The following is a 17,865-nucleotide window of genomic DNA, read 5'->3' on the forward strand; positions in this document are numbered from 1 at the left end:
TTATTTTGCTTCTAAAACCACCGCCAGGTTAGGCATCCGCAGGTTACGATGCACAGATACCGGTTTCGCCTGCCTGATCGTTATTGTCTCCACCTTGCCACCACCTTTTATTTCCAGGGGTAACTGCTGCACATACAATACCTGTGGCACATTCCGGTTAATGCCTGCTATCGCCTGCTTCGCAAAACGATTATAAAATTTGGCCACCAGCTGATTCTTACCTTCTTTCAAAGATAACAGTAATACCTCTGACTGCTGCCCTCCCCGCTCCGGGTTATTGTGCAATAACTGCTCCTCTCCGTTCAGATAAACCCCGATACCATCTCCACTGTTAAAGCCTACCAGGTAATCGCCCGCTTTGGAAGCCGTGATTTCCTGGAGAATATACACCGCTACATTTCTATCGCCGGCTAATGTAATGGGTGCATCGTTTTTCCATTCACGATGTAATGTCCAGGCCGCATCTTTCTGATTGGGCCAGGGTTTGGAAGGATCAATATCTTTTAAGCTGCCGTGGGTACCATCGATTCCGGACCAGAAAGGACCTGCACTGTACATCGGACCCCATTGCAGGGAAGCCGGATCATTTGATAAACGGGTAATCTTTCCGCCATCCAGCAATACTTCACTGCTACTGCCATTTAAGTCCAGCACCATACGTTTGCCCTTCTCTGCATCACTGTACACCAGCTGCAACGTCGACGGGTGCTGTGCCGTAAACGCCCAGGACACGCCCACTTCACTCCGGTAATAACTCTCATAGTCTATTCCCGAAAAACTAAACAACGGCGTCGCATTATCCCTGCTCAAACGGGTGGCGTCATGCAATAAATGCCCTGGTGTAATCGCTACTGCCTCTTTAAAGGTCAGCGATAACACGGCTATTTCTTTATCTCCCGGCTTAAAATCTGCGGGCAACTGCAACTGTGTACCACCATCCTTTATCGTGCTTCTTACACCAATCTTTTTTCCACTTCCCAGTAGTGTTACGGACCCTATTTTACTGGTCAGTCCAGGTAGTACAATAACCCCATTTTCCGGTTGACGTAATAAATGCAGGTATAATTTTCCGGGTTTGGCCGTTACCTCTCCCCAGGTAAACGTAGTGTCAAAGGGATTGGGAGATGCGCTGTAAATGGCTTCACCATTGCGTTTCAACCAGGCGCCGTTTAACAGTAATACTTCTTTTTCAAAATCAACGACAGACCCATCGCCACGCGGACCGATATTCAACAGGTAGTTACCACCCCGACTTACTACTTTAATCAGCCCTTCCAGTTTTTCATGTGCTTTGTCGCTGGCTTTGCCATGCTCCTGCCAGCTGCGGTAGCCCCAGGTTTCATCATATACGGAGGCTGGTGTTTGCCAGGGGGAAGCAATCTTATAATCAGGATACTGGTTGTCGCCCATCACGCAAAAATCACCGGCATCATTACCCAAACGGCCACTCACCATACAACCCGGCTGCAAACGATGCACAATATCTGCCAGATCCTGGCTCTGTTGCGCCGTCAGTGATCCCATATCAAACCAGATCTCTGATACCGGACCATAATTGGTCATCAGCTCAGTCACCTGTTGCTTGTTATATTCATGATGTTCCGGCGTTATCGGATCACTGTTACTACTGGAGATAGGGTATGCCTGTGGAAAATGCCAGTCGATCAGCGAGAAATACATCCCGAACTTCAGGCCGTGCCGGCGGCAGGCATCAGACAACTCCTTCAGTACATCCCGCTTAAACGGCGTAGCATCTACTACGTTATAATCGGTATAGGCGGAATGAAACATGCAAAAACCATCATGATGCTTCGAGGTCATTACCACCGATTTCATACCCGCAGCTTTCGCCAGTAAAACAATCGAGTCCGCGTTCCAGGCTTCCGGATGGAACCGTTTGGCCACATCTCCATAAACATCACTGTAAATACCAGCATGCGCCTGTATCTGCTCACTATATCCTTTAGTCACCGGTTTACCCTCCCATACTCCTCCCAGCGTGGAATAAATAGCGCCCCAATGAATAAACATGGAGTATTTCTGATTTTTCCATGCTGTTTGTGAAGCAGGCGCCTGCGCCAATACCACCCGGCCCACCATAAGCAGACCCAGTAAAGCGATGATGATTTTCTTCATAGATAATAAGCTCTTATTAGCTTGTCATAAAGCTAAATCGTTATAGTGTTGTATGAGCATAGGATTTTAGCAATTAGCTGTTCCTTTTTAGCCATAACAGTCCCAAACAGCCCATCCGGATGATAAAAGCTCCCGCTAAAACGCGGCTCTTGCAGTTGGCACCGCGTCCAGCGACACAAAATCTCCGGCCAGGTATTTATAATAGGCGGTAATCGCAATCATACCGGCGTTATCAGTGCAGTACTCAAATTTAGGGATGAAAGTACGCCAGTGATGCTTTTCTCCGTACTCGGTCAACGCTTTACGCAAACCACTGTTTGCGCTCACACCGCCGGCAATGGCAATATCACGGATACCCGTTTCCTCCGAAGCTTTCACCACTTTATTCAGCAGGATACTGATAATGCGCTGCTGAATAGACGCACAGATATCCGGTAAGTTGTCCGTAATAAAAGAAGGATCTTTCTGCTGGTTCTCCTGGAGAAAATACAGGATCGCCGTTTTCAATCCGCTGAAACTGAAGTTCAGCTCCGGGATCCTTGGCTCGGGAAACTTAAACCGCGTAGGGTTGCCCGTTTGGGCATATTTATCAATTAACGGACCGCCGGGGTAAGGCAGTCCCAGGATCTTGGCACTTTTATCAAAGGCTTCACCGGCGGCATCATCGAGCGTTTCACCGATCACCCGCATTTTAAGCGGACTTTCACATAAAACGATCTGTGTGTGGCCACCAGACACCGTTAAGCATAAAAAAGGAAAGTCAGGTTTTGGATCGTCTATAAAATTGGCCAGTACATGCGCCTGCATATGATGCACACCTATCAGCGGAATATTCAGCGCCATGGCCATCGATTTGGCAAAGCAACTGCCTACCAGCAGGGAACCAATCAGACCGGGCGACTGTGTAAACGCAATGGCACTCAGCTCTTCCCGCTTCACGCCTGCCGTTTTCAATGCAATATCCACTACCGGTACAATGTTCTCCTGGTGCGCGCGGGACGCCAGTTCCGGCACCACCCCACCATATTGCTCATGCACTTTCTGACCGGCAATCTTGTTGGATAACACTTCCCCATCTACGATCACCGCTGCCCCTGTATCATCACAGGACGATTCTATAGCTAATATTTTAACTGACATAAGGCGCAAATTTAAATAAAAAAGGCGGGAAAATCCCGCCTGTTCAACCCTGCAGGGTTGCCTGTAATATATTAAGTGACTAGTTGCTCCGGATAGCTACCACGGGATCCAGTTTACTGGCCGTGTAAGCAGGAATAAAGCCCGCCAGCATGCCCACACCCGCTGATACACACAATCCGAAAATAACGGAACCCAGCGATAACACCATCTCGAAAGTACCCGACAGGTTAATTATTAATGTCAGCAAATACACCAATACCAATCCAAACGAGCCGCCCAGCAGGCAAAGCGACACCGCTTCCAGTAAAAACTCCATCAGGATAATACCCCGACGCGCCCCGATAGCCTTCTTCAATCCTATAATGTTGGTCCGTTCTTTTACCGTTACAAACATAATATTGGCAATACCAAAAGCGCCTACGATCAGGGCAAAGATGGCAATCATCCCACCACCTACATTGATAGCGCCAAACATCGAATTAAGACTGTCATTGGCCGTACTGATTTCATTCAGCGCAAAATCGTCCTCCTCTTTCGGTTTCAAGCGGTGCGCCGCTCTCACCACGCCTCTCAGCTCATCTTTCAACTGATCCATGCTCACATTGGGCTTCGCTTTTACCAAAATATACGGGTCGGCAAAACGACGCTCATCTACCACTGTACGTGCAAAACGATAAGGCAGAATAATCGCGTTGTCGTAACCCGGGCCACCAATCATGCTTTCCCCCTTCTTCTTCAATACCCCGATCACTTTCACATCCCGGCCGGCCACTTTTACCAGCTTCCCCATCGCCGCTTCCGGTGAAGGAAATAAGCCATCCCAGATGGTATAACCCAGGATCGCCACATTGGTGCCGCTATTACTCTCACTATTGGCGAAGAAACGGCCATCCAGGATCTGTAATGCCTGGATCTGGTCGTAGTCATTGGAAACGGCCATCATGGTCACCCCATCCATATAATCATCCCCGTACTCCACTTTCTTATTACCGGATTCGAAATTAAAAGAAGCAAAACTGGCGCTCTGCACCTTGTCCTGTATAGGCTTCAGATCCTTGTATTCCGGCTCCGGACGGTTCATATACTTCCACCAGGGATACTCCCCGTTACCACCCCAGGGCCATTTCTGCATATATACCACATCCTCCCCCAGATCCGCCAGATCCTTACGGATATTGTGTTCCAGGCTGCCAGTCAGTGTAAATACCGCTATAATACAGAAGATGCCGATGGTAATCCCAAACAACGACAGAAAAGTGCGCAGCTTATTTACCCGCAGCTCCTGCATCGCCATTTTGAAACTATTCCATAATACTTTAAGGGTTGCTATCATATTCCAAATTTAGCGGATTTATGTTCATGGGCGGCGCCAATAAACACGAAATATAGCCGGACAAAAAATTTAGTTACCTTTGCTGCCATTTTTCGGACATTTATGAAGTACGCTAACGAAATCAGTAAAAGAAAATCCTTTGCTATCATCGCTCACCCGGATGCCGGTAAAACCACGCTGACAGAGAAATTCCTCCTGTTTGGCGGTGCAATTCAAACAGCCGGTGCGGTGAAATCCAATAAGATAAAGAAGCACACCACTTCGGATTTCATGGAAATTGAAAGGCAGAGAGGTATCTCCGTAGCCACTTCCGTTATGACCTTCGAATACCGCGATATCCTCGTGAACCTCCTGGATACTCCCGGTCACAAGGACTTTGCGGAAGATACCTACCGTACACTGACCGCAGTAGACAGTGTGGTACTGGTGATCGACTGTGTAAAAGGGGTGGAAGAACAAACAGAAAGACTCATGGAAGTGTGCCGCATGCGCGATACCCCCGTGATCATCTTTGTAAATAAAATGGACCGCGATGGTAAATATCCGTTCGATCTGCTGGATGAACTGGAAGAAAAACTCAACATCCGCGTAAGACCACTCAGCTGGCCTATCAATATGGGCAGCGATTTCAAAGGCGTATATAACCTCTACGATAAAAGTCTCGTGTCTTTCCTGCCCAACAAGAAAGCAACCGACGAAGACGTAGTGCCGCTGTCAGATCTCAGCAGCAGCTACGTAGACGAGCACTACAACGCTAAAGATGCCGCCCAGCTCCGTGGCGACGTGGAACTGATCGAAGGGGTATACGATGCTTTCAGCCGCGAAGATTACCTCGCCGGCAAACTGGCGCCCGTATTCTTTGGCAGCGCCGTGAACAATTTTGGGGTAAAAGACCTGCTGGATACCTTTGTGGACATCGCTCCCATTCCGCGCAACCGTACCGCCACCACCCGTGAAATTGATGTAAACGAAGATAAATTCAGTGGATTCATTTTTAAGATCCATGCCAACCTGGATCCGCGTCACCGCGACCGTATCGCGTTTCTCCGCGTTTGCTCCGGCAAATTCGAAAGAAATAAATTCTATCACCATGTTCGTTTAGACAAAGACGTTAGGTTCAGTAACCCTTACAGCTTTCTTGCCCGCGAAAAGAATGTGGTAGATGATGCCTATCCGGGAGATGTGGTAGGTTTGTTTGACACCGGTAACTTCAAAATCGGCGATACCCTCACCGAAGGCGAAAACTTTTATATCACCGGTATCCCGAGCTTCTCTCCGGAACTGTTCAAGGAGCTGGTGAACAAAGATCCGATGAAGACCAAACAACTGGAAAAAGGTATCCGCCAGCTGACAGACGAAGGCGTTGCCCAGCTGTTTACCCAGCATGGTGGCAACAGGAAGATCATTGGCTGTGTGGGCGACCTCCAGTTCGAAGTAATCCAGTACCGCCTGCTGCAGGAATATGGCGCAGCATGCCAGTTCAACACCCTGCCTTTCTACAAGGCCTGCTGGCTCACCGGTCCTAAAGATAAAATCGAAGAATTCATCCGCTTCAAATCATCCAATGTAGTGGAAGATAAAGACGGGCACCTCGTATACCTCGCACAATCCGAGTGGTACCTCAATACCGAGCGCACCAACAACCCGGATATTCAGTTCAACTTTACTTCAGAGATCCATAAATAAAAATGTTTACTGGCGTTGGCTTTCCCAAAAGTCAGCGCCAGTAAAAAAGCCGCTTCCCGTGAACGGGTGCGGCATTGCTTGTACGACCAACTCAAATTATTGCTTTATTGAGAATATTTTGATTTAGGTGCTGTGTATCGTGTGTGTTATACAAAAGTAAGTACAGCAATGCGCCCCGCCCTCTCGAAGCGGGAAAATGATTTACGCAATCGGGAATCTTTAATCTCGGGAGATGGAATACTGGAAGATATATTCCTCTATAGTGCCGTCCCGCACGCCTTCTACACGCGCATCCAGGTGACGGTCGTCTTTAAAACGATAGGTTATTTTTTTAGGAAAATCATTGTTCAGGTCCTCTGCTACAAAGCCTATGGCCTTCAACACCCGTAATTGCAGCCGGATAGCAGGCGGCTTGTCCGGCCCCTCATATACCGGGATATAAAAAATCGCCTCTCCTCTCCTGGCCACCTGCATGGATTGTTGCAGGGCGCTGTCTTTCCCCACTACCCGCCAGGTTTTTCCCGTCCAGGTAGAATCGTTGCTCCGGATCCAGGTTTCCACGATGGTACTCTTACGGGTATTCATCTTCCAGGTACCTTCCAGCTTATTCAATAATGGAAAATCAGCCGTGCGAACCTGGCCGGCTACGCGGAGCCCAGCCACCATCAAGAAGATCAGCAATCCATATTTACAGCCGTGCCGGGAGATTTTCATATGCAAGTTTGAATCTGATTACCAATCAACAAAAGTAACCATCCAACACCGCAATAAAAAATGCCCCCCATTAATAATGGGAGGCATCTCATTTTTATTCCATTTTCAGTTATCAGTTCACGATTGTAACACCAGCGTGGAACACTGCTCTGGGCCTTGCCGGGTAATAACGTACAGGAGGTGGCGGTGGCACAGGCACTGGTACCGGGTAGTACGCAGGTCTTGCATATACCACACGCTGCGGGCGATAGCAGTCGTACCGGTCGCGTACATACACCCTTCTGGGTGGTTCGCATCTGTCCCAGCGATCACCGCGATCATAACGTTCATGTCCATGGCCACGTCCATGATCCCGGTATCCACGGTCGTATCCCCTTTGTGCGTACGTAGTGAGCACTGTGCCGCCTAAGAGCAGCATCATCAGCAATACTTTTTTCATGTTTCTTTGGTTTTTAGTTCAAGATTGGTTGGCAAATAAAGGTTGTGGTGTGTTTGTATTACCTGGCATACCCGGTAAAGGTGGCATTCGCTACAACATAAGTGGAACCTGGATAAGCGATATAACTATATCTATGGTGCTTATGTGGTTTTTTGTAATGCTTTTTATAGTGTTTATTGTAATGACGTGGCGGATGCGGCGGAGCCGGTGGCCGGTGATGCGGAGGTCTTGGCGGCCTGGGCAAACCCGGTGGCAGTGGCGGAGCCGGCGGATGTGGTAAATGTGCCGGTACTGGCGGCCTTGGAGGCAGTGGTGGAGCAGGTGGCCGGTGTTGTGCTGAAAGGCTGGCAGCACCTGTTATCAACATCACTGAAGCGATCATCAGAATCTTCTTCATGGCACTTCTTTTTCGTTAGCAATTAACAGGCAGTGGCACACCAACTTATTTTTTTGCGGCTATTGTTTCATTACTCTCTCCGCGATTTGTGACGCTGCTTCCGCGATAAGCTGGTGGCTGCGTTATTACCTGTTTGAACTCATAAATCCAACAACTATGCCAATAAAAAAGATCCCGGCGAAAGGCCGGGATCTAAATAAGTATCAGTATATAAGATAAAGTAAAAATCAATTATCTATGGTCGCAGGATCGGGCAACGGGTTGCCTTCTGCTTACCCCATCCACTGCCACCACCTAAACGATAGGTAATGGTAAATCCGGAAAACGCGTACCAGTCGTTATATTTATCAGAACCTCGCTTTGTTCCGTCTGCCGGATAAGTGCCGGGAGTTGCCTTTCCGGTTACCTCATCACCGCGATAAGCCATGTCCACCGATTTTTGACCACGATAAGTAAGTAAAGTATTCTGATCTACGTAATTGGTACTTACATCATCCAGGTAATCCGTCAGGGTTGGACGCAACCCTATTTCAAAGCCCAGGGTCCAGTTATCATTCAGGATCGCCTTTACACCCGCTCCAAACGGAAAGGAAAAGGAAAACAGGTCGTATGGCTGACGGGTGGGATACTGCGGTAAGCCTTGTCCTTCCGTACCCAGGGGACGAAGCCTTACACGGTTGCCCGACTGGTCTTTGGAAGTAGGATCAAAGCCAAAGCCGCCCACGCCTGCGAATACATAAGGCGTAAATCCTTTTTCATCCAGGTCAAAAAAGTTAAACTCCCCGATCAGGCTACCTTCAAACACATGACTGCGGAAACTGAGGTTCCTGGCTACAAGCTCCTTGGATGTATTGGTGCTGTCCGCTCCCGCTACCATCCCCCAGGTAAAAGCACCACGGATACTCAGGTAACGGTTGATATCTTTTCTAACCAGCAATCCCAGTGAGGGCCGGGTATACTTCATGTCCACCCGTTGCTGGGTAAGATCCCCGCTATAGTTGGAAATACCCAGAAAAGCGCCTACGTGCCAGTCCTGCGCAAAGGTGAAAAAGGGAACTGCCATGAATAACAACAGTATTCCGGTAGATTTTTTGAATTTCAATGTATTTAAGTTTAAGAGGTTAGTCCTTATTATTCGTGCATCCATTTAACGTTATTACTACAATTTTTATTTGGTGCCTCCCCTTCAAATACTTTCCACCGCCATACCGGCACGGTCCTTTAAAATGTAAAAATAAACTAATAAACCAATTAACTCATAAACAATTAAACTAACATCTTATATACGCCCATCCCTCGTGCTGCCGTTCTACCAGGTGAGCAACGGCCGCAGGCACTACAGCTACAAATGACAATAGTTGTGCTACCGGCAACTGATGGCTGTTCAGGGTATTCTGACAAATAAGAAAACGTACAGACCGGGAATATAATACCGCCACTTTATCGGCTAAAGGATTTTCAGCAGCCAGCAGCAGATTCCATGCCTGACCATGTACCACCACCTCAATGGCTATACGTGTTTTTTGCGCATCTGTGTATTGAAGAAGATTGTGAAGCTGACCGAGCATGGCTAACTGGGCATCGGATGCAGCAGATGTGATCTGAAAAACTACTTGCATGGGAACAAACCTAACTAAATATTGGCAAACAGGAAAACGATTCGCATCAATATAAGGTGGATGTTATTTCAATGATGATTCTCTTTCTGTTGACGTTCCTGGTACAACTCATACTGCATTTTACGCAGTTTCTCCTCCAGTTTACTTTGCTTTTCCTTCGCCTCCTTCAACTGGAACAATACTGCTGCTGCCTGCTGCTCCTCCTTTATCAGGCGGATGTTTGCAGTCATCAATACCCTGAACTGACGCAACAATACGACCCATGCCAGAAGCAGTAATAACGCCAGAATAATAACGAGGACGATCATAAAGTAAGCGATTATGCTGGATGTATCAACTATTCGGTAACTGTCTGAATATGGCGTTGCGCAGACCGCAACTCCATCACAGGATTGATAGGACTAAATGTCTTTTAATGGCTATAAAATCCGTATAAATTGCCTGGCTGGTAATGTAAACATGACACGGGTACGAAGCTACATATTCCGGTTATTACCAGTTTGTCCGTTTTAGCTTTTTTCGGATTTATTTCCGTTTACGGCATGACTTTTCAACATATTAAAAATTTTAAATCTGCATAAACTCGCTTATTATATTGAAAATCAATCATCTAAAATGATCCCAAAAATTACCCTCCCGATAATCATAAAAAAAATTAAATTAGGGATAATGTTCATGTAGTTATCTACTGATCCGGCTATAAGTTACCAGTACCTTGATCCATGAAAATCTTTAAAATCCCCGTATTGTATGTCCGCCCTACTGACCAAAGAACAACTCGAAAATTTTGCATTACAGGGACTCTCCTATGCAGATGATCATGTCAGCGACCCATTCAGCATCAAAGATGTTTCAGAAAGACTCGGTATCTCCTACTCCTATTTTTACCACAACTTCGCTTTCCACATGGGAGAACCTTTCTGGCACTATGTTAAACGCCACCGGCTGGAACTTGCCGCCGGCCTGCTCCGGCATAGCGGGTACAACATCGGCGAAATAGGCGAGCATTGCGGATACGCTACCACAGCAGCTTTCAGCAAGGCTTTCAAACAACACTTCAAAGAAAGCCCGAAAGATTTCCGCCGGATCCTGATCCTGCCCAACGAAAAAAGAACGCTGCAGATAACAGAAACCATCACCGCCGCCATCGGCAGCGAAGCGTTTCATGGCTTATTCAACTACGACAGATGTGAGAAAATAAAACTGCCCGACAGCATCCTCTACTACTCTTTCATTTCACGGGGACAAAACCCCGTCGCCGAAATGATCGCCAGGATGAATTTCTACCAGGGCCTGTTTAAAAAGATGCAGACTTTATACGATGTGCCGCAAAGCAGGATTATTACCGGCACACTCGATGCCGTTCCGGTCACCGATTATGAGAAATTGTCGATGTTCGCCGGCCTCCTTGTACCCACTACTGCTATCGCTGCACATATCCAGCTACAGCATAATCATGGTTACCTGATGACAAAACGCATATCCGGCGGCTATTATCTTAAACTGCCGGTACCCATGGACTTTGCCACCGCAGGTATTCCCATGTATAATTTCATCAGCATGAACTGCAAGGAAGGCATTTTCAAGATGAGCGGGAACCACTTCTTTATCTCACTGGATACTTCCAAATACTCTGAAATATACATTCCCTTACTAAAGAAACATTATTGATAAATACGTAGTTTTTACAGGGAGATGCGTAACACATCTCCCTGTAAAAACCTACACCTATTTCGCAAATACCGCGCGGAAACAATTGGCGCTCGTATTCACCGTATCCTTCTGTGGCTTCCCTGTTCCATAAAACTCCTTCAGAAAACCCTCTGCATCTGACCATACCGTTTGCATCATTCCCTGGAACCTCGGTTTCAGCTCACTGGTAGCGCTGGCCCGGTAATCATACATATCTTTCAGCTGCAACTTCGCATTCTCCGGCATTCTCCACGGACAGGTAATCACTGACAAACCCTTCATCGCAAAATATACCGGTGTTTTATCCGGACGCTCGTAATGCCAGTCGCAGATCATTACATCCTTTGGAACCAGATCGGCCGCCCGGTGTGTATTATTCATACTGGCTTCCCAGGCACCCAGCCCGGTTGTTTTGCCATCCAGCAACCGGTCGCCCCAGATCCACAAGGCACGCCCTTTCAGCGCAAGGTGATTACGGATGGTCCATACCTCGCCGGCAAACAATTCGGCCTTATCGCGGCCACCACAGCGCGGGCACTTATCTTCGCCCAGGTAAAACACTTCATCCATGCCGGCATGAAACGCAGTGGATTCAAACGCATCACAGATTTCATCCACCAGCTCAAATACTACTTTGTGCACACCCGGATGCAACGGGCAATAGCTTTTGCAGTACAATCCGTCGGCATTCGGCCACACGTATTTGTCCGGCATCTTAACCCAGGGCGTTTCATCAAAATCAGGATACACTTTCAGCAGATTGGTGGTGGTACCCGCCCAGGACTGATGCCCCAACAGGTTAATCTGGGGAATCAACCGGATATTGTACTTCCGGCAGGTTTGCACCAGCTGCTTTACCTGCTGCTCCGTTAAACCGCCGGCATCCCGCAATTCAGGATGCGATTTAAACTGGTAATTAAAATCAACACGTAACACCAATGTGTTGATCTGTCTGGGCGCCAGCTCCGTTTCAATAAATTTGAGGAAAGGAGCCAGTCCCTCCGCTCTGGGGGCTGCAATACAGAAACCGCGAACGGGCAACGTATCCGGTGGCAAGGGTTTTGCAAAGGATAACGTAATACTGCCGGCTAGCAGCACAAATAGGGCAAACAGTTTTTTCATAAGTCATAAATTTTTTCAGGCATGTCAGTAAAATAGTGAATGCAGCGCGGAACTGCAACCTTTTCCCTTTAACAGATGTATAATAGGAATTCTAATGTTATAACCTTTGATTTTTAATATCTTTGATAAAAGCACTACCTCTATGAATGAGTTTAAACTACCGTTTACTGCAAGACTCACCTTTACCTTATTTTCGATTATCCTTATTATTTATATCGCACATGTAGGCAGTGGCATTATTGTGCCGCTCATGTTCGCCATGCTGATCGCCATTATGCTGCTTCCCGTTGTACACCGGCTGGAGAAATGGCATATCCCCCGTGGAATAGCCGCCATCATCGCCGTACTGCTTTTCATCACGGGTATCCTGCTGATCATGTTGCTGCTGGGAAAACAAATGGAAGCCTTTATCTCCGATTTCCCGCAACTGCAACAAAAGCTCCTGGCAGTAATAGACTCCACCCAGGATTGGGTAAACAGTAAATTCCATATCAATTCCAGCACCCAGATGAACTACCTGGAAAAAGCCATGATGGGCACATTGGGTACCGCCACCAGCTTCATCAGCCAAACTTTCCTGTCACTTTCTTCCCTGCTGATATTTGTGGTATTTGTATTCCTGTACGCTTTTTTCATCCTCTTTTACCGCCGGCTGCTGGTCAGATTCCTGATAAAAATGTTCCAGGAACAACACCGCGAAAAACTGCTGACGGTCATTGCCAGTACCCGCTCCATCATCAAAAGCTATGTAGGAGGACTCATGATTGAAATGGTAATTGTAGCCATACTCAATACCACCCTGTTTTTTATCCTGGGTATCAAATATGCAATACTACTCGGCGTAATGGCAGCCATCTTCAATATCATTCCCTATGTAGGCATCTTAACTGCAGCCATATTGATCCTGCTGGTGACGTTGGCTACGGGAACGCCTATACAGGCCCTCCAGGCAGGAATAGCCCTGTTCCTGGTGCACCTGCTGGACAGTAACATTCTGTTCCCCAGCATCGTGGGCTCCAAAGTAAAGATCAATGCACTCATTACCATTATCGGCGTGGTATTGGGCAATATGCTCTGGGGCATCCCCGGTATGTTTCTCGCGATTCCTACCATTGCCATTATCAAAATCATCTGTCAGAATATAGAAGAAATGCAGCCATGGGCGATATTGCTGGGAGATGAATCAAAAGTAAAGGTCAAAAAGGTAAAGGTGATTAAACCGGCACCATCTGAAGAATAATAATATCATCATCATAAACGAAAAGGCGTTCCGGACTATCCGGAACGCCTTTCTTCTTATAATCAATCACCAACTAAGCTAATGCAGGATCACCTGTGTCTTTCTTCAACATCCGCCTGTAAACCCAATAGAATATGATCGGGAAAATAAACAGGTTGAAGAAGGTATCCGTGATCAATCCACCAATCACTACCCGTGCCAGCGGCCGCGCCGTTTCAGAACCAATACCCATACTGGTAGCTGCCGGCAGTAAGCCTATCGCCGCCATCATGGCCGTCATAATTACTGGCCGCACCCTCGACTCCACCCCTTCCAGGATGGCATGCGCCAGGCTGAAATGAGATGCCTTGTGCATGGTTCGCACGTTCGTCTTAAACTTGGATAACAGGATCACACCATTCTGCACACAGATCCCAAACAGCGCAATGAATCCGATACCCGCCGATATACTGAAGTTCATACCCGTCAGCCACAGGGAAAAGATTCCCCCGATGATCGCAAACGGCACGTTACCCAATACCAGCAACGCATCCTTGATTTTTCCAAAAAGAATAAACAGGATCAGGAATATCAACAGTAAACTGATAGGTACTACCTGCGTTAACCGCTTGGTGGCACGCTCCTGGTTCTCGAAATCGCCCGCCCACTCCAGGTTATAGCCCTTCGGCAGGTGGATCTGCTCATTTACTTTCGACTGCGCCTCTGCAATGGTGCTACCCAGATCCCTGCCACGCACCGAGAACTTAATGGCGCCATATCGCATGTGCTTATCACGGTAAATCATGCTGGGCCCCACAATATGCTGGATCTCCGCGATCTCTTTCAACGGAATTTTATTACCCCGTATAGTCGGTATCGTTAGATTCCCGATCGATACCTCACTCTCCCGGAAACTCTCGGGATAGCGTATACGGAGATCAAAACTCTTCTCTCCTTCATAGATCCTGGTGGCCGCTTTACCGCCTATCGCCATTTCTATCACCGAGTTAGCATCTTCCGTAGTAACGCCGTACAACGCCATTTTCTGCTGATCCAGGTTGATACGCAGCTCCGGCTGACCGATGTTCCGCAAAATACCCAGGTCCTCAATACCATGCACCCCTTTCAGGATCTTTTCAATGGCCTCTTCTTTATTTTCAATCAATTTAAAATCGTCTCCAAACAACTTCACCACAATAGAACCCTTTACGCCGGATACGGCTTCTTCCACATTGTCCATGATCGGCTGGGAGAAGTTAAGCGTGATACCCGGAATACCATCCAGCTTATCGTTCATCTTTTCTATCAGCGCGGCCTTCGACAACTTGCTCTTCCACTCGCTTTGCGGGAAGATGTCTACGTGAAACTCCACATTATAAAACCCGGTAGCATCTGTACCATCATTCGGCCGCCCGGTTTGCGACATTACCTGCTTCACTTCCGGGAAAGTCAGCAGCTTACGGCGTATATCGTTGGCCACCTTCACCGATTCTTCCAGGGAAGTACTCAACGGGCCCGTTGCCCTGATATAAATAGCCCCCTCGTTCAGTTGCGGCAGGAACTCTGTTCCCAGGAAGCGGAAACAATATAACCCAAACGCCAGTACGACCAGCGATACGGTAAAGGCTATACGCCGGTGACGGAAACAGTAATTAAAGATCCGTAACGTAGTGCGGTTGATAAATTCCAGGAATACGTTGTGTTTCTCCCTTACATTCTTCCGCAGCAGCACACTGGCCAGTGCCGGTACCAGGGTAAAAGTCAGGATCAATGCACCCAGCAAGGCAAAACCCAGGGTCCATGCCAGCGGAGAGAACATCTTACCTTCTACTTTTTCAAACGTAAAAATGGGCAGCAACCCGGTGATGATGATTAGCTTGGCAAAGAAGATACCCTTACCATTTTCAAGGCAGGCCTTACGGATCATACCCAGTTTACTCAGCTTGTTAAACCGTTCCATCCCTACTTTCTTCGCCTGGTGATCCAGCATCACAAAGATGCCTTCCATCATCACCACGGCCCCATCTATGATGATCCCGAAGTCTATCGCCCCCATCGACAATAAGTTGGCGCTCATTCCCTTGATACGCAGACAGATAAAGGCAAAAAGCAGTGCCAGCGGAATCACCACGGATACAATGATCGTGGTGCGCCAGTCGGCCATGAACAGGAATACGATCACCGTTACAAAAATGATCCCTTCGATCATATTGTGCAACACGGTATGTGTAGAGAAATCAATCAGGTCTTCCCTGTTATAGAAGGGTTTGATTTTTACATCATCCGGTAAAATCCGTGTATTCAGCTCCGCAATCTTCTCCTTCAGTGACTTGATCACCACGCCGGGATTTTCTCCTTTGCGCATCACCACAATACCTTCCACTACATCATAATCCTGGTCGCGGCCCACCTGGCCCAGTCTTGGCAGCGCTGCTATGCTCACATCGGCTACATCCTTTACCAGGATGGGTGTACCATTGATATGATCTACAATGATATTTTTGATTTCCTCCGTATTATTGAGGATCCCGATACCTCTCACCACATAGGCCTGGGCATTTTTCACGATCACATCCCCACCTACGTTGATATTACTTTTCGATAATGCCTGGAACATTTCCTGGGCCGTAATATCGTACTGCACGGCTTTATCGGGATCAATCGTTACCTGGTAGATTTTTACTTCTCCCCCAAAACTTACGATATCGGCTACCCCTGGTACAGAGAGCAGGTTGCGCTCTACCACCCAGTCCTGCAGGGTTTTCAGCTCCTGCACCGACAGCTTGCTGCTTTGCAGGGTATAGCGGTAAATTTCCCCGGTAGGGCCATAGGGCGGCTCTATCTCCGGGTCTACGCCATCGGGCAGCGATGCCGAGGTAATGTTATTGTTGATCTGTTGCCGTGCAAAGGTATCATCCACATCATCGTCGAAAATCACTTTTACAACGGAAAGCCCGAACAGGGAGGAGGAACGGATATGTGTTTTCTTCTGTGCCCGGTTCATGGCAATTTCTATCGGCCGGGTAACAAATTTTTCTACTTCTTCGGCACTTCTTCCCTGCCATTGGGTAATAATGGTAACAGAAGTATTTGTCACATCCGGAAAGGCATCCACGCCGATCTGCTTAAAGCTGATATAGCCGGCGATGGCCAATACTCCGGTGGCAAAAAAAATGAAATATTTATTGCTTAATGAAAAAGCAAGGACTCGCTTAATGAATTTGTTCATAGTTGTGGCCTTTTGGTGTTACTGCTGATCCTTCAGCGTTTCATAGATGAATACCTGCCGGGATGCAATCACCCGGTCGCCTTCCTGGAGGCCGGAACTGATAAAGGCCCTACCCTCGCTGGTTTTATCAATCTTCACTTCTTTCACGGTCACACCACTTTTCGCATTGGAACGCACCAGTACATAGTATTTGTCGCGGTCGAAAATGATCCCACGGGAAGGGATGCTCACAATGTTGTTATCAGAATGACGGTTGGCTTTTACCCGTACAAACATCTCCGGTTTCAGCAGGAAACCCGGGTTATTCACGATCACCCTGGCTTTCATCACTTTGTTCTCGGGATCCAGCACGTTGTAGATCTTGTCGATCGTACCCGTAAATACTTTATCGGGATAAGACAACGTACTCATCTGTACTTTATCACCCTCACGGATACTCGCAATATCGGATTCAAAAATGTTGATCATCGCCCACACATTATTCAGGTCGGCCACCACAAAAATAGGATCGGTGTTATCGGGCCGCCATTGCATACTTTCTGCGGCCCGTTTGCTGATCACAAATCCGGGTACCGGCGCTTTCACGGCATAGTTGGTCTGATGACCACCACCATTGATATCCAGGATCGCCTGTGATTTGCTGTGGGCTGCCACGGCTTTATCATACTCACTTTTGGCTTCTTCATACTCCCGCCGGGAATTCAATCCGCTCTTATAGAAAGACTCCGCCACTTCCATGTTCCGTTTCGCGGTCTGCATATCGTTGGCAGTGATGCGCTGATCTGCTGTAAACCCTGCCATTTCAGGGCTTTTAATGATAGCCAGCACCTGTCCTTTCTGGACAAAGTCGCCCGAATGAACTTTTACGGCGGTCACAATACCGCTTACCATCGGAAAAATCCGGGCGGTTTTGTCTTCATTCTCGGTGATCTTTCCTGTCAGCAGAATTTCATTTTCCACTGGTCTGGCTGTGGCTGTATCAACAACCAGCGTGCGGAGCAGGGAGTCTGAAAGCGCCCATGTACGCGGTTCTTCAGACACCGCTTTGCTGCCGCAGCTGGTGATGATACCACTGATGGATGAAATAATAACAATTGCAGGTATATAACGTTTCATTAGATTTTGCATGTAAGGAAAAT

Annotated in this window: 15 protein-coding genes; 4 read left to right on the plus strand and 11 right to left on the minus strand. The window is 47.6% G+C overall.

Annotated elements, in window-relative coordinates:
* The 3 genes from BMW79_RS33150 to BMW79_RS33160 all read right to left on the minus strand — a co-directional run bounded on the left by BMW79_RS33150 (position 1) and on the right by BMW79_RS33160 (position 4,609).
* On the minus strand, positions 1–2,136 hold the full coding sequence (locus BMW79_RS33150) for an alpha-L-fucosidase (RefSeq protein ID WP_089904579.1): 2,136 nt from the start codon (positions 2,134–2,136) through the stop codon (positions 1–3).
* A gap of 135 nt (positions 2,137–2,271) precedes the next feature.
* Positions 2,272–3,276: a tRNA (adenosine(37)-N6)-threonylcarbamoyltransferase complex transferase subunit TsaD gene (tsaD, locus tag BMW79_RS33155; RefSeq protein WP_089904582.1), complete on the minus strand. Its 1,005-nt coding sequence runs from the start codon at positions 3,274–3,276 to the stop codon at positions 2,272–2,274.
* A gap of 79 nt (positions 3,277–3,355) precedes the next feature.
* Positions 3,356–4,609, minus strand: a complete 1,254-nt coding sequence (locus BMW79_RS33160; protein ID WP_089904585.1) for an ABC transporter permease — start codon at positions 4,607–4,609, stop codon at positions 3,356–3,358.
* Between the two features lie 102 nt (positions 4,610–4,711).
* On the opposite strand from BMW79_RS33160, the gene BMW79_RS33165 reads away from it, so the two are divergent.
* Positions 4,712–6,295 carry a peptide chain release factor 3 gene (locus BMW79_RS33165; protein ID WP_089904588.1) on the plus strand — a complete coding sequence of 528 codons (1,584 nt, stop codon included), beginning with the start codon at positions 4,712–4,714 and terminating at the stop codon, positions 6,293–6,295.
* A gap of 219 nt (positions 6,296–6,514) precedes the next feature.
* On the opposite strand, the gene BMW79_RS33170 is transcribed toward BMW79_RS33165, so the two are convergent.
* Both BMW79_RS33170 and BMW79_RS33175 read right to left on the minus strand, forming a co-directional pair.
* Entirely contained in the window at positions 6,515–7,009 is a 495-nt protein-coding gene (locus BMW79_RS33170; RefSeq protein WP_089904591.1) for a DUF6265 family protein, read from the minus strand.
* 112 nt (positions 7,010–7,121) lie between these two features.
* Positions 7,122–7,448: a hypothetical protein gene (locus tag BMW79_RS33175; RefSeq protein ID WP_089904595.1), complete on the minus strand. Its 327-nt coding sequence runs from the start codon at positions 7,446–7,448 to the stop codon at positions 7,122–7,124.
* A gap of 144 nt (positions 7,449–7,592) precedes the next feature.
* Between BMW79_RS33175 and BMW79_RS34050 the strand changes: the two genes are divergently transcribed.
* The gene (locus BMW79_RS34050; protein WP_177192445.1) at positions 7,593–7,871 is read left to right on the plus strand and encodes a hypothetical protein; all 279 of its coding nucleotides are present in this window, start codon (positions 7,593–7,595) and stop codon (positions 7,869–7,871) included.
* A 209-nt stretch (positions 7,872–8,080) separates the two neighbouring features.
* On the opposite strand, the gene porG is transcribed toward BMW79_RS34050, so the two are convergent.
* The 3 genes from porG to BMW79_RS33195 form a co-directional block, all read right to left on the minus strand.
* On the minus strand, positions 8,081–8,947 hold the full coding sequence (gene porG, locus BMW79_RS33185) for a type IX secretion system protein PorG (protein WP_177192446.1): 867 nt from the start codon (positions 8,945–8,947) through the stop codon (positions 8,081–8,083).
* Positions 8,948–9,116: 169 nt separating this feature from the next.
* A complete protein-coding gene (locus BMW79_RS33190; RefSeq protein ID WP_089904601.1) occupies positions 9,117–9,464 on the minus strand; it encodes a DsrE family protein in 348 nt (115 codons plus the stop codon).
* Positions 9,465–9,532: 68 nt separating this feature from the next.
* On the minus strand, positions 9,533–9,772 hold the full coding sequence (locus tag BMW79_RS33195) for a hypothetical protein (protein WP_089904605.1): 240 nt from the start codon (positions 9,770–9,772) through the stop codon (positions 9,533–9,535).
* A gap of 442 nt (positions 9,773–10,214) precedes the next feature.
* Between BMW79_RS33195 and BMW79_RS33200 the strand changes: the two genes are divergently transcribed.
* Positions 10,215–11,135, plus strand: coding sequence for a helix-turn-helix transcriptional regulator (locus BMW79_RS33200; protein ID WP_089904609.1), 921 nt, complete (start codon positions 10,215–10,217; stop codon positions 11,133–11,135).
* Between the two features lie 57 nt (positions 11,136–11,192).
* On the opposite strand, the gene BMW79_RS33205 is transcribed toward BMW79_RS33200, so the two are convergent.
* A complete protein-coding gene (locus BMW79_RS33205; RefSeq protein WP_089904613.1) occupies positions 11,193–12,278 on the minus strand; it encodes a family 20 glycosylhydrolase in 1,086 nt (361 codons plus the stop codon).
* 142 nt (positions 12,279–12,420) lie between these two features.
* Here BMW79_RS33205 and BMW79_RS33210 point away from each other — a divergent pair, with 142 nt between their 5' ends.
* Positions 12,421–13,518: an AI-2E family transporter gene (locus BMW79_RS33210; protein WP_089904616.1), complete on the plus strand. Its 1,098-nt coding sequence runs from the start codon at positions 12,421–12,423 to the stop codon at positions 13,516–13,518.
* A 73-nt stretch (positions 13,519–13,591) separates the two neighbouring features.
* Here the strand turns inward: BMW79_RS33210 and BMW79_RS33215 are convergent, their stop codons facing one another.
* Both BMW79_RS33215 and BMW79_RS33220 read right to left on the minus strand, forming a co-directional pair.
* Positions 13,592–16,726, minus strand: a complete 3,135-nt coding sequence (locus BMW79_RS33215) for an efflux RND transporter permease subunit (RefSeq protein ID WP_089904620.1) — start codon at positions 16,724–16,726, stop codon at positions 13,592–13,594.
* Between the two features lie 18 nt (positions 16,727–16,744).
* Entirely contained in the window at positions 16,745–17,854 is a 1,110-nt protein-coding gene (locus tag BMW79_RS33220; RefSeq protein ID WP_089904623.1) for an efflux RND transporter periplasmic adaptor subunit, read from the minus strand.
* Positions 17,855–17,865 lie beyond the last annotated feature (11 nt).

It is taken from the genome of Chitinophaga arvensicola, assembly GCF_900110835.1.
Lineage (GTDB): Bacteria > Bacteroidota > Bacteroidia > Chitinophagales > Chitinophagaceae > Chitinophaga > Chitinophaga arvensicola.